Source organism: Parabacteroides sp. Y3-G-102 (genome assembly GCF_023656845.1).
GTDB lineage: Bacteria > Bacteroidota > Bacteroidia > Bacteroidales > Tannerellaceae > Parabacteroides > Parabacteroides distasonis.
Window position 1 is genome coordinate 1 of the sequence record NZ_JAMOKU010000059.1, and the last position, 13,678, is coordinate 13,678.

General features: G+C 42.8%; 15 protein-coding genes. 14 read left to right on the forward strand and 1 reads right to left on the reverse strand.

Annotation, left to right across the window (positions count from 1 at the left end; all coding sequences use genetic code 11):
• The first annotated feature begins 361 nt into the window (after positions 1 to 361).
• From NBH16_RS20670 to NBH16_RS20715, 10 genes are all read left to right on the forward strand, one after another.
• Positions 362 to 973: a DUF4373 domain-containing protein gene (locus tag NBH16_RS20670; RefSeq protein ID WP_250789011.1), complete on the forward strand. Its 612-nt coding sequence runs from the start codon at positions 362 to 364 to the stop codon at positions 971 to 973.
• Positions 876 to 1,490, forward strand: a complete 615-nt coding sequence (locus tag NBH16_RS20675) for a DUF6633 family protein (RefSeq protein WP_081024259.1) — start codon at positions 876 to 878, stop codon at positions 1,488 to 1,490. The genes NBH16_RS20670 and NBH16_RS20675 overlap by 98 nt, the downstream gene beginning before the upstream one ends.
• Positions 1,477 to 1,704, forward strand: a complete 228-nt coding sequence (locus tag NBH16_RS20680; protein ID WP_005863971.1) for a DUF4248 domain-containing protein — start codon at positions 1,477 to 1,479, stop codon at positions 1,702 to 1,704. The genes NBH16_RS20675 and NBH16_RS20680 overlap by 14 nt, the downstream gene beginning before the upstream one ends.
• Before the next feature lie 248 nt (positions 1,705 to 1,952).
• Entirely contained in the window at positions 1,953 to 2,399 is a 447-nt protein-coding gene (locus NBH16_RS20685) for a hypothetical protein (protein WP_229036785.1), read from the forward strand.
• 11 nt (positions 2,400 to 2,410) lie between these two features.
• The gene (locus NBH16_RS20690) at positions 2,411 to 2,632 is read left to right on the forward strand and encodes a hypothetical protein (RefSeq protein ID WP_005863967.1); all 222 of its coding nucleotides are present in this window, start codon (positions 2,411 to 2,413) and stop codon (positions 2,630 to 2,632) included.
• 69 nt (positions 2,633 to 2,701) lie between these two features.
• On the forward strand, positions 2,702 to 2,992 hold the full coding sequence (locus NBH16_RS20695; protein WP_005863966.1) for a hypothetical protein: 291 nt from the start codon (positions 2,702 to 2,704) through the stop codon (positions 2,990 to 2,992).
• Positions 2,993 to 3,031: 39 nt separating this feature from the next.
• Positions 3,032 to 4,195, forward strand: coding sequence for a DUF4934 domain-containing protein (locus tag NBH16_RS20700; protein ID WP_250789012.1), 1,164 nt, complete (start codon positions 3,032 to 3,034; stop codon positions 4,193 to 4,195).
• A gap of 16 nt (positions 4,196 to 4,211) precedes the next feature.
• Positions 4,212 to 4,352 (forward strand): hypothetical protein, encoded by a 141-nt coding sequence (locus NBH16_RS20705; RefSeq protein ID WP_005863964.1) that lies wholly within the window; start codon positions 4,212 to 4,214, stop codon positions 4,350 to 4,352.
• Positions 4,353 to 4,503: 151 nt separating this feature from the next.
• The gene (locus NBH16_RS20710) at positions 4,504 to 5,718 is read left to right on the forward strand and encodes a DUF4934 domain-containing protein (protein ID WP_121961370.1); all 1,215 of its coding nucleotides are present in this window, start codon (positions 4,504 to 4,506) and stop codon (positions 5,716 to 5,718) included.
• A gap of 7 nt (positions 5,719 to 5,725) precedes the next feature.
• A complete protein-coding gene (locus NBH16_RS20715; protein ID WP_008773300.1) occupies positions 5,726 to 6,937 on the forward strand; it encodes a DUF4934 domain-containing protein in 1,212 nt (403 codons plus the stop codon).
• Between the two features lie 75 nt (positions 6,938 to 7,012).
• On the opposite strand, the gene NBH16_RS20720 is transcribed toward NBH16_RS20715, so the two are convergent.
• A complete protein-coding gene (locus NBH16_RS20720) occupies positions 7,013 to 8,128 on the reverse strand; it encodes an AAA family ATPase (RefSeq protein WP_005863959.1) in 1,116 nt (371 codons plus the stop codon).
• A 194-nt stretch (positions 8,129 to 8,322) separates the two neighbouring features.
• Between NBH16_RS20720 and NBH16_RS20725 the strand changes: the two genes are divergently transcribed.
• The 4 genes from NBH16_RS20725 (at position 8,323) to NBH16_RS20740 (ending at position 13,675) form a co-directional block, all read left to right on the forward strand.
• Positions 8,323 to 8,757 carry an HU family DNA-binding protein gene (locus NBH16_RS20725; protein WP_005863956.1) on the forward strand — a complete coding sequence of 145 codons (435 nt, stop codon included), beginning with the start codon at positions 8,323 to 8,325 and terminating at the stop codon, positions 8,755 to 8,757.
• Entirely contained in the window at positions 8,754 to 9,224 is a 471-nt protein-coding gene (locus NBH16_RS20730; RefSeq protein ID WP_250789013.1) for an N-acetylmuramoyl-L-alanine amidase, read from the forward strand. The genes NBH16_RS20725 and NBH16_RS20730 overlap by 4 nt, the downstream gene beginning before the upstream one ends.
• 70 nt (positions 9,225 to 9,294) lie before the next feature.
• Positions 9,295 to 10,269, forward strand: coding sequence for a FecR family protein (locus NBH16_RS20735; RefSeq protein WP_250789014.1), 975 nt, complete (start codon positions 9,295 to 9,297; stop codon positions 10,267 to 10,269).
• Positions 10,270 to 10,531: 262 nt separating this feature from the next.
• A complete protein-coding gene (locus NBH16_RS20740; protein ID WP_250789015.1) occupies positions 10,532 to 13,675 on the forward strand; it encodes a SusC/RagA family TonB-linked outer membrane protein in 3,144 nt (1,047 codons plus the stop codon).
• Positions 13,676 to 13,678: the final 3 nt, after the last annotated feature.

Below are 13,678 nucleotides of genomic sequence, written 5' to 3' on the forward strand. Positions count from 1 at the left end.
GGAAATTATCGCTTGGCCCAGCCAACCTCATCCCCTACCCAAGGATACCTCCACGTTTCCATCATTTCTGAAGCGCCGTTCTCTCTCGAATGCGGGTGCAAAAGTAATGCTATAAAACATACGGTCCAAATTTATCGGGCATTATTTTGCAAGTTTTTTACGGCAACGGATATCGGGTACATTATAATATAGGATACCCTATTTAGAGTCTATATTCATCTAAAATAACTAAGTTCGCATCAAAATAGAGTTGGAAGAGAGTGTCGAATTTCGTTTTCGAGTTTGTTAGCCGAACCTTAAACCTATTTCTTCATCCCTCGTACGGGAAACTAATCTGAATGCCACACTAAATTAAAAAATTATGTCGAGACCAATCAAGAAAGGATTAAGTTATTTTCCACTGGACACCGATATGCTGTCCGATCGAAAAATACGTCGCTTATTTCAAAATTATGGATGCGAAGGTTTCTCCACCTACATGGCGATCCTGTGCGAAGCGTATGGAACCACGGGCTATTACGTCCGATACACGGACGATTTCTGTTTTGATATCGGATTTACGCTCAATCTGAAGGAAGAACAGATCCGTGAGATCATCGGATTTTGTGTTGAGATCCGATTATTTAATCAGGAACTATTCGCCCTGCAAGGAATCCTCACATCTTTCGGAATCCAATCCCGCTATCGGGAAATCAACAAGCGGAGCATATCCCGTATCTCCCCCGAATGGGAAATCCGGGAAGAGACCGCCCCTATTTCTACGGTAGAAATATCGGTTCCTGTTACAGAAACCCCGGTTTTAGCGACAGAAACAGCCCCAAAAGGAAAAGGAAAAGGAAATAAAACAAACACGGTAACAAAAATTCAAGCTAGAAATGAACATTCGACCTCAAATGATAACGGAGAGGCAGGCCGCAGAGCCGAGCTACTCCAAATGGCAGCCAACGCCACAAGCGCTAGCCGACATGCGTAAACGATACGGAGACGCCCAAGGTTTCCTATCGATATTCACCCCCGATCTACAGATCGCCGCCGCCCGTCACCCGGAGCGGACCTATACGGGCACGGCCCCTACGCTGGCCACGATAGCCGTCGGCTACGGTGAACCGGTAGCTATCGTATGGATCTGCATCCAGCTGGAGAACGTAAACCTGTTCGCGGGGGTAAAAGAGAAAATGCCCGTCAGCCGCCAAAAAGAGCTGTCAGCCTTGATTCTCACAGAGTACCCATTTTTAAAGGCTTCCGAGATACTCCTTTTCTTCCACCGGCTGAAATGCGGACGGTACGGACGCTTCTACGGATCGGTGGATGCCTTGACCATCACGACCTCGCTCCTGCAATTCATGGACGAGCGACGGAAAGAGAGCGTCCGCTACCGGCAACCGGACACGGCAGCTCCCGCCACGACCACCCCCTCCTCGAGTGGTATCACGTATGAAGAGTATTTAAGATTAAAAGAACAAAAACAGCAACACCATGAACACGAATAGAATCTATGGCCATCAAGAGTTGGCCCTTTTATATTTCCCGAACGTACTCCCCTCCTCGGCCTCCACGCAATTGACCCGTTTCATCCGCCGGGACCCGGAGCTACTGTCTGCCCTCGAAGCCATCGGCTATCGTAAAGGCATCCGCCTTTACACGCCCTTGCAAGTGCGGACCATCGTCGATCATATGGGTGACCCCGAGAATTGGAATCTTTAATTTCCAAGCCTCAATTATCAATTTTCCATTATTAACGGCATAACGGTGATTTCTCCCGTAATCCAACTCTTTTTTTCGAGCGAATCACGGCCGTAAATGTTCTCAAAAAAACACGTACATGTTTTTCGAAAAACACGTACGACTTTTTCCGAAAACACGTACGTCTTTTTTTCGGGTACAAATCCCGACATTGACCGACACTGACCGACTGCCCTTTTTTCAGTCTCTTACCTTTGCGGAAAAAAGAAATGATGAATAAACTTGTATGTATCGGGCTAATTATCCTATCCGCATTGTCTTGCTCGGTTTCACGAGATAACAAGCAAAGGCTGTATAAACACGAGAAAGACTCCCTCTCGGCAATCCGTATCGACCATCTCTTTCGCCAAGCCAAAAGCGACAGCCGGAATCACCTATCGGCCACCCTGCGCCAAGTAACCTTCTCTTCCCCCGACAGTTCCGGGCGGCAATATCCGCTGTCCGTGACCACCGCCACCCTGCAAGAACAATCCCGGCGATCGGCAACAGACACCTCTTCCCTATCCAGCGCCCAACGATCCACGCAAACCAGTACCGCCACGCACGTATCGCAGGAGAGCAAGGAGCGAAAAAGACAGGCGACCCCTTGGTGGCTATGGCTAGCGCCGGGCCTTGCCCTCATCGTGATTCTCAAAAAAACGACCTCGACAAAATAAAAACTCATCCTATGAACCATAAAAGAAATAAGTATCAGAAAAGAATAAATATACAATTAACAGTAGCCGTGATGTTATGCCTAGCCGGCCTCTCGCTGCTGTTCATGGGATTCTGGTGTAGCCCCACGGGAGAGATCCATAATTCCGTATTAATCGGCTTCGGTGAGGTCTCCACTTTCGCCGGCGCCCTATTCGGGGTGGATTACAAATATAAGGAGAAAAGGAACTATTAAGAAATAAGAAAACGGTAGGTGATAGTATAAATTTTTTTATTACTTTTACCCCTTACATATAATGGACTTATGAGAAAAACCTTTGTTTACCTCTTAATACTAGGCTTAACCTATTTTATTTCTTGTGATAGGCCAAACCATCACCCTTCAATCTTCCAGAAGGTAGAGAGATTAATGCCCCAACATCCGGATAGCGCCTTGGCACAAAAACAGTGGGAACAAGCGGCTTTATTATCCAAACGCTATGAGTTATCGCATGATTCCATAGAAAAAGCACGTCTGGAACAAGAGCTGGAAACAGAAAAGAATAAATGTATAACCTTGAGCAAAAGAAAAGACGTTCTAACCTATGTCATGTAAAAAAATAGCGGAATAAACAATAAATAAAATAATAGGCAAATGAAAACATTCAGTTTTATAGGAGTAACCATCCTGTTTGTAGTGACAGGGTGTGGAGGCAGTCATTCATCGACCGATGAGTTTATTACCGTAGATGTAAATGAAAGTTATTCAACCAAAAAAGAACTGGTACTGCAAGACTTCATGGATGTGGAATACATTCCTCTGGAAACAAACGATGAGTTTATTAATCAGGGATATGTACAAGCGGTTGGTGAAAAATACATAATAGTGGCAAATTATAATAATGATGGGAATATATTCGTATATGACCGGAGCGGAAAGGCCATCCGTAAGATAAACCGTAAAGGACAAGGAGGGGAAGAATATATAAATTTTAGATGTGTTACGTTGGACGAAGAAAACAATGAAATATTTATAAATGATCACTATAAGAAAAGAATAAAGGTTTATGATTTAGAGGGAAATTTTAAACGCAGTTTGAAGCAGAAAACAGAAGGTGACTCTCAGTTCTATTGGGAAATATTCAATTATGACAAAGAAAATCTGATTTGTTACGATGAAATCAATGCTGAGATACCCTTCCTGCTCGTATCGAAGCAGGACGGGAGCATAACCAAGGAAATAAGACCTTCCTTTAAAGAGAAGAAGTACTTTTTTCAAGTCTTACGGATGGAAAATAGTACAAGAGCTGCCGGACCGGGATCTTACAGCAGAATCACTCCGTTTAATGGTAATTGGATGCTATTAGAACCCTCATCAGATACGATCTACACATTGATGCCCGATTGCAGTTTACGTCCGTTTATCGCACGAACGCCACCTATCCATACCATGGATCCGGAAGTGTTCTTGATTCCGAGGTTGATATCCAATCGCTATTATTTCATGGAAGGTATAAAAAACGTATATGATTTCAGGAAAGAAGAAGGATTCCCTAAAACCTACTTTGTGTATGATACCCAAGAAAAGGAGTTTTCTAGGTATATTATATACAATGGAGATTATACTTCTAAAAATGAATTCTATATGGTTATGCTGACCCCTATCAATGCCCAAGGTGAATCATGGGCTACCCTGAACGCTTTCGATCTTTGCCGGGACTATCAAAAGGGAAAGTTGAAAGGCAAACTAAAAGAAGTGGCCGCGACATTGGAAGAGGATGACAATCGGGTGGTAATGTTGGTGAAATCTAAAAAGTAAAAAAATATCAACAGTGATGGAAAACAATTCATCAGCTGGTGGTCATAGGGAATCACGCCAACACGAAGGATGCCGTCATCCGGATAAGGCATTGGAACGATCTGAGGTGAACATAGAGGGCTTTACTACCAACAAAAAGAGCCTCAATAAATGCTAGACAACACCTTTACGAAAATATCGGAGATATTATTTGCTTATATACAGGAAGAAGTATATGTTTGTCGTGAGGACTCTGTAAACACAAATCATCATTCCATTTTCATGGAATGATGATTTGTGTAATATTCATTGTTTAAATAATAAAACGCATGAATAAAATCATATATTACGTATCGATCACGTTACTAACGGTTGTTTCCTCATGCGGAAATAAAGAGACAAATGTATCCAGAAAGTTGACCTTGGATAATTGCCCGGTCATAGCACAGGTTATTAATCTGCAAGGAGATCCGGTGACTGATTTAGACTTTTCTTCCGTAAAGGATACATTCAATTTACCATTAAGCTCCTTGCTATCTTCCTTTCAAGTTATTCGCCTAGAAAATTCGGAAGACGCACTGACCGCCGCAGGACAAGATACCCATATAGCCGTGAGTGACCATTATATTTTAGTGAAATCTTTTAGGGCAGGCTCTTCCTGTAAGCTCTATAACCGTAATGGGGATTTCATCAGAAAGATCTCCTCCCAAGGACAAGGGCCGGATGAATATAACTTATCTATTTATGATCAGTATTTAGATGAAAATAATAATAAAATCTATCTAATGGAGATTCGTGCCTCTAAGATATTAGTGTTTGACCTCGACGGGCAACCACAAAAACACATTCCTCTGGCCTATATAACCCATAAAGGACGATTTGTTATCAATGACGAGAAAAAAACAGTAACCGTCATGTGCATACCTTTTCAAGGAACTCCCACCGCATTGATCTGGACACAGGATTTCGAAGGCAATATCATCCAAGAATATCCGGTCTCCGACCAATTCATGTTGATCCCAAGCACTTACGATTATGAGGTACGGGAGTCATTGAATACCAACGCTTCCGACTTCTATCTTCATAATTGTATAGCCTCGCAAGACACACTTTATCATTATGACATAGACTCGAATACGCTACACCCTGTTTTTACGATGCATACGGGTCATGAGCCGATCTGCCATTATTTCACGGAGCTGCCCAATCACTTTCTAGTCACTTGGTATACGCAAACCTCTTGGAATAATGAGTTACCCCGTTTCCCGAAAATCCTAGTAGACAAACAAAGCCTTAAAGGTTGTTTCGTGAATTTGAAATGGAATATGCTAGGGAATATAGATGGGCCTACCAATCCGTCCTTCAATCGAGGTTATTTCACTGCGATCATGGAACCTTACGCATTAAAAGAGCAATTGGAAAAAGTTTTGATTTCCAATCAAAAACTATCTCCGGAGGTGTTGAGAAAAGTAAAAGAGTTGAATAATCGAATTACCGATGATGATAATTGTATCGTCTTTATAGGAAAATTGAAAACAAAATAAAAGAAACATGAAAGCCATAATCACAATCTCAGCGATATGCATACTTTTAACGGTAGGATGCAATCGAAACCCAGAGAATCCGGATAAGTTGCGAACCATACTTTTCGAGCGATGCATAGAGACAGAGCAAAAGATGAAAATCTCCGAGATAGCCGATACCATTGAGTATTTAGAGTTGAAGACTCCACATGATATCGTAATCTCCCGCATCTTAAACATTGTCTGCGGTGATAATTTCTGGTTGATTCACACAAGGCAAGGAATTTACAAATTTACGAGAACCGGTGAATTCGTTAAACAAATAGGCCGTCAAGGACAAGGACCCGACGAATATCTCTATATTCTAGGCATAGATATAAATCCTACTCGAAAAGAGATCATCCATGCGGATACGCAACAGATCTTATATTATGATTACGATGGAAATTTTCTTCGGAAGGAGAAAATTAATGATTACTTTTTTAATATAGTCTTTGTGGATTCTGTATTATGGACTTGTAATCTTTGTATGCATATAGATAAATATATGGCTTGCGCATTGAGTTTAGCGGGTGATACCGTTACTGTCATGCCCAATCCGAATTATGGGATAGAGAGTCTCAACGAGGGATTTTCTTTTGTCTCCTCCTCTGAATTGAGAGAATTCTCGAAATATAAAGAGAATGTTTATATGAAAACCCGCTCGTCAAGAGATACCGTATATCAGTTATCGGGAACAAAATGGAGACCTTATCTCTATCTAGATATGGGTAAATACCAGATGCCCATAGAGTACGAGGCTTGGTATTCCGAGGACGCATATAACAAAAATGCGATTAATTATTGGAATATACCAAGATTGGAGGAAGACGATCGTTACTTCTTTTTCACCGCAGTCAGGCAAAAGCAGACTCAACGGGGAGAGAATGAGAATGATTACAAATTCGTGATTTACGATAAAAAAGAGAGGGAGGGTTTTGTTGTGAAAAATGAGGACGGGATGAAAATCACCGACGATATTTTAGGTGGCCCCAATTTCTGGCCTCGTTGGAGTACTAACGACCTATACATTACGACCATGGAATGGTTCGACCTAGCGCAATGGATAAAGGATAAGAAACGCACCCTATCCCCTACCTTGCAAAAACAGTTCGAAAGTTGGGGAGAAGACACAAATCAACTGATCGTGTTGTGTAGAAAAAAGAGAACAAATATTTTGGCATTTGGGCAAAGAAGATAATCCCATCATAATATTAATGGAATAATTTTTGGTAGTACGAGCGAACTGTGTCAACTAAATATTTTTCATCCGTTGTCATATCCGGCTGAGCCAAATAGACATGAACCTATCATACACGATATACCCATCCGGTTGCCTCAATATAAACTCCTTATCTATTAAGATCCTTAAGGAAGTATTCACGCTACTCACCGCCTTCAAATCATACTTTTTGATGAAGGCGGCAGCATTGACCTCCCGGACGATCCCTTCCTTGGCGATCGCTTTCAATAGCTGGATTTGATTAAATGTCAACAATTGGAAATAAGTCTGGTAGGTATATTCTTCTTCCCGTAAGATCTCCATCATGAGAGAATCAAGAAGCTCCGGAGAAAGTGTTTTTTCCGGTAAAGCGAAGAGACGGTTCAAAAGATATTGCACATACCAAGTATGCCCATCTACCCATGTGTACACCTTATCAAATATTTCTTCCGGAAGCTCCTTCCCTTCCTTCTCGAAGAAAGAATGGGCAAAGGAAAAATACACCTCCTTGCTGATCTTGTCTAAAAATAATTTTTGGGTGGATTGATAGAAGGGGCGCTTGATTGAGAAGAATATATATTCCATCAAGTGCTTTTTACTCCCCGAAAAGATAAAATGAACATTCGGCAAAAATTGAATATAAGAACGCAATAGGCCTTCCACCCCTTTCTCCGGATATTCCATGATTTGCTGGAACTCGTCAATAGCCAGATAACATTCTCTTCCAGACTGCCGCAAGTAGTCGAAAATCTCCTTCAGCGTCTCCTCCTCTTTCGAAGGGACGATATCCAAGGATACAGACGGAATGCCCGATAACTCATCCATTGTTATCACGGGACGGCAACTCTTAAAAAAAGAAAGCAAGGTCTTCAGCGTAGATTGAGAGAGACTATCCAGCTTACCTAAGATTTCCCTTCCCAACAAAGCGACAAACTCACGCAAATTTTGAGTAGAGAAAATATCTAAGTAGAAGCACTTGGCATTCTTCTCCTTTTCTTGTAGCGTATAAAAAACATTCTTGATCAAACCGGTCTTTCCCATACGGCGAGGGCTTACCAACGTGATATTTCTCCCATTATGAAGAGCGGATAAAATCACTTCAGTCTCTTTCTCCCGATCACAAAAATATTCTGGACCTTGATAACCAACTATTAAAAAAGGATTATTCATATTCAGCATCTTATTTGCATTACGCAATTCACGTAACGCAAATTACGTAATAAAAAACCAGAATAACAAGTAAACCGACTACTACTTACATATCCCGACACTCACCGACACTCACCGACACTCGCCGATTCCCGTTTTTCAGAGGCTCTATCTTTGCATTGTCATTAGTAATTAACCTTTTAAAATTCAAAATTATGGCAGTGAAATTTAAAGTAGTAAAGCGTAAGGTATTGAACGGCGCAGAGAAAGACTCAGTAAAGAACTACGCGATCGCTAAAACGTCGGGGACTTCGGACCTCAACAAATTATGTAAACTGATTTGCTCTCGCTCCACGCTTTCGTCGGCGGACGTGAAAGCGGTGCTCGATTCATTAAACTGGGCGATGGATCTGGAACTTTCCTCCGGCAACGTGGTGCAATTGGGAGAATTTGGAAACTTCCGTATGTCTATTAACTCCGAAGGAACGAATACGCCCGAGGACTTCGACGCCACCAAGATAAAGGGGGCACGTATTATCTTTTTCCCGGGCTCGGCCCTGCGGACTACCCGCAATGAGGTGAATTTCGAGCCTCTGGAGGTTACGAAAAAGAGCGCAGGTTCTGATAGCGAAAGCCCGGACGAGATATGAAAAAAATTGACCTGATCGTGATTCATTGCTCGGCAACCCGTGAGAATACGGACTATAGCCCGAAGCAACTGGAGAGTGACCACAAGGCACGGGGATTCCTCCGTGCCGGTTACAACTTCTACATCCGTAAATCGGGAGAAGTGGTGAACCTGCGCCCGCTAGAGCAAATTCCGGCTCATGCGAGAGGACACAACAAACACAGCATCGGGATTTGCTACGAGGGTGGACTGGACATCACCGGACAGCCACGGGATACCCGCACACAGGCTCAAAAGACCTCGTTGTTACGTTTGATCCGGCATCTCTTAATCTGCTTTCCCAGCTCATGGGTATGTGGGCACCGGGATCTCTCGGAGGACTTAAACGGAGACGGGACGATCTCGCCGGATGAATGGATCAAACAATGCCCCTCATTCAACGCGATACCCGAATACAAAGAACTCGTGTATGAGCTACGAAAAAAATAAGTAAAAAATCCATGCTCCCACTAAGGGTTTTCAAATTTGGTTGCGACTATTAGTATAGAAACAACTTAAAATGGAGAACAGCATAGATCATATTATCACAAGGATATTAAGTGGCAACAGCTCCTCGGAAGATTTTCTTTCGCTGAGCGAATGGCTGAACGCAGACGAAAAGAACAAAAAAGAATTTCGGTTGCTAAAGAGTTATTGGGATGCGGAAGTCTCGTTCAGCCATTCCTTAATGCCTAATGTGTCCCTCGATAATTTGAGAAAGAAGATCGACGATCAAAGTCGGCAAAAGAGATTGAGGCTGATCCGTTTCATCGCTACTCCCATTGCGGCAGCAATCGCCTTTCTTGTTTTGTTTTTCGCGACAATACACTTAAATACCCGGGAAGGGAAGGTTCAGCAATTCTATACCTATATAACCGATAAAAATAAATCTCATTTTACATTGGATGATGGTACGAAGATCATTTTGAACCGGAATAGTCGCTTTACCTACTCTGACGCATACGGTACGGATCAGCGAAAGGTTAATTTGGAAGGAGAAGCCTATTTCGAGGTGGCGAAAAATCCGGAAAGACCTTTCATCGTCGATATGGGAAATGCCTCCATACGGGTATTAGGAACGACCTTTAGTGTAAAAGCCGATAAAGGGAACGATCAGATCACAGCCGTCCTGCTGGAAGGGTCTATCCGTTTCGAAAGCCCGACACAACAAGTCTTACTCGCTCCCGACCAGCAACTTACATTCATCCGTTCAACGAACAAGATTGATATCCAATCCGTCAACGCAAAAGAAAATCTGGCATGGAAAGACGGCTTGCTAAAGTATAAATCAATAGCGCTTTGTACCTTGCTGAATGAGCTTGAGAAAAGATACGAGATCCCGATCCATATAGAAAACAAGAGATTGCTGGACCCGAATGTCACTGTATCCGGAACATTCAGCGAGGATCAATCTTTAAAGGAGATTTTACAAGTAATATCTCGCAGTTTGCCGATCAAATGGTCACAAAGAGATGGAACTTACTATATTCAATAAAATAAAAATATCAACACATCTTAAAAAACAAGCAATGCCTATGAGATAACACGGATCATATCTTTCAAAAAAAACAAAACCGGCTGCAAAAATACAGCCGGCCCCATTAAAAAGAATTAATTCCTGCTTCTGCTACTCCACGACCAAATTTTGTGGCAGACGCATATTATCAACCTTTTATCAGTACAAAAATATGGAAAATGTTTCGCATTATAGGTCTTTTAGGTCCAAAGACTTAAAAAAAATGCTCTCGGTCCTAAAAATGTCCTTTATTTTACTTTTCTTGACACTGTTCCAAGCGGTAGCGACTAATTCCTATTCACAATCTGTAACGATTTCCGTGAAGACAGATCAGGCCCCGCTAACCGATCTATTCGCTATTATAGAAAAACAAAGCGATTTCTTATTCTTCTATGTGGATTCTGACGTAAAGAACGTAAAAGTGAGCGTGAACGCAACCGATAAGTCCATAGAAAATATCTTATCGCAAGCACTACGCAACACGAGTTTGAAATATTCGATCGAAGGACGAAATATCAATGTATTTAATAAAAACATTGTTGCCCAACAGACTAAGAAACGTATCACCGGTGTCGTTAAAGACCCGGAAGGAAATGCTATTATCGGCGCTAACGTAGTCGAGAAAGGCACGACCAACGGCACGATTACAGATCTGGATGGTAAATACGTTATGGAAGTATCCTCTAACGCAACTCTTGAGTTTTCCTATATCGGTTACATGACACAGTTGCAACCGGTAGGCAGCAAAAACGAGATCAATGTAAACCTGAAAGAGGACACTCAAAAACTGGACGAGGTAGTCGTAGTGGGTTACGGTACGCAGACAAAACGTGAGATTACCGGTTCTATCACCAATGTGACCGCTGAGGATTTCAACCAAGGTCTGACTCGTAACGCAGCGGATTTGTTACAAGGTAAGGTGGCCGGTTTAACGATCAATACGGGTTCCGGCGACGTAACGGGCAACTCGACGATTCAATTAAGAGGTATGTCAACCTTGCAAAAGGACCAAGGTCCGTTGGTTGTTATCGATAATGTACCGGGCATGGACATGTCTACGGTTAATCCGCAGGATATCGAATCTATCTCTATCTTGAAAGATGCGTCTTCAGCCGCTATCTATGGTTCCCGTTCAGCGGGTGGTGTTATCCTTATCACTACGAAGAAAGGTTACGCCAGCAAACCGACCATCGCTTATAATGGAGCGTTCGGTGTATCTACCTTGGCCAACAAGCCGAATCTGCTGACGGCGGACCAATGGCGTAGCTATACTTCCTCTACCCCGGGTAAGGATGGTAAGGATTTTGACATGGGAGCGAACACGGATTGGTTCGACGAGATCACGAGAATCGGTTTCCAACAGGATCATGCCGTGTCTTTATCAGGAGGTGGTTCACACCATAACTATAGAGGTTCCCTTTCTTATATGCAACGTGAAGGTATCGCACGCGATAACTCCATGAACCGTTACAACGCCCGTTTCCAATTCTCCCAACGTGCGCTGGAGGATCGTTTGAAAGTAAGCATCACCGGCGTGGCTACCGTTACGGATAACGCACCGACAAATACGACAAACTTCTTGCTTGCCTACAATATGATTCCCGTACGTCCGGTTAAGCTAGAGGATGGATCTTGGTTCGACACACGTGAATACGACCAAGGAAACCCGGTACGTAACCAGAAAGAGAATACACATAAGAACCGCATCAATAATTTCTATGGAACCGCTGATGTCGGTTATACGATTATCGATGGCTTAGAGGCTAAAGTTCTTTTAGCTAAAAGCCGGAACACGGAAGATGAGAGTAAATACAGTAGCATCGAGTCTCAAGCCGGCTACAACGATGGCGGTAAGGCCGAACGTTGGTCGAGATTGCGTGATAAGGATTTGATGGAATGGACCGCCAATTACTCGGCAGAGTTCAATAAGCATAAGATCAATGCCTTGATCGGTTATTCTTGGGAAGAGGAGAACTATGAGGAGACTCACGTACAGACCCGTGGTTTCGTCACTGATTTATTAGGCGCTAACAATTTGGCCGCAGGACAAAACCTGAACCCCGGAGACGCGGAGTCTGAGAAATGGCAAAGTCGCCTGATCTCTTTATACGCAAGAGCCAATTATAGCTTCAATGAGAAATATATGTTGACAGCTACCGTACGCCGGGATGGTTCTTCCAAATTTGGAACGAATAACAAATGGGGTACCTTCCCTTCCGTTTCCGTGGGTTGGAATATCACCCAAGAATCATTTATGCAAAAAGTAAACTGGCTTAACGACTTAAAGTTAAGTGTCGGTTATGGTATCACTGGTAATCAAACAGGATTGGACCCCTACAAAACCCTCGAGCTTTACGGCACAGATGGTGTATATTATGATACCGGTTCTTGGTTGCCTTCTTATAAGATCAGCCAGAACGCCAATCCGGACCTAAAATGGGAACAAACAGCGATGTTGAACATCGGACTTGATTTCTCCGTATTGGATAGCCGCCTAGGAGGTCGTATCGAATGGTATAACAAAAAGACCTCTGACATGCTTTATACCTATCCGGTACCAACCCCTCCTTATTTATATAATAAGATCATGGCAAACGTAGGTGATATGCGTAATACGGGTATCGAGCTGAGTTTGAACGCAGACGCTATCCGCACAAAGGATTTCGACTGGAACATTTCCTTGAACTTGGCTCACAATGAAAATGAGGTAACTCGTTTATCCAACGATGTATTCACGATGGATAAGATCTTATTAGGTGACGTATTCATCCGGGGTGGAAGCTCCAGTGGTACGCACGTATTGGAAGAAGGACGCCCTATCGGACAATTCTACGGTTTGGTTTGTAACGGTATTGACGAGAACGGTAGATATATCTTGGTAGATAAAGACGGCGACGGCGAGATTTCCGATCCGGCGGATTACGACTACATCGGTTCCGCACAGCCGAAATTGACTTACGGTATCACCAACTCTTTCCGTTACAAGAATTTTGACTTATCATTTTTCTTGCGTGGAACGATCGGTAATGATATATTGAATGCGACCCGCATGGCATACGCTCAATCCGGATTCCTGCCGGGAACGAATGCGCTGGACGATCCATTGACCTATACGTTAAGCGAAACTCCTAGATTCTCCAACTATTATTTAGAGAAAGGATCTTTTATGCGTCTCGACAACTTGACTTTAGGTTATAAGATCAAAGCTTTGAACGGTATCCGTGTTTATTTCACGGCACAAAACCTATTCGTTATCACGAAATATAAAGGTCTTGATCCCGAAGTCCCTATGGATTCAGGAGACGGTTTAACCCCGGGTGTAGAACCTCGTGAATTTTATCCGAAGGCACGCACATTCTCTGTTGGATTAAACTTGAATTTCTAATAC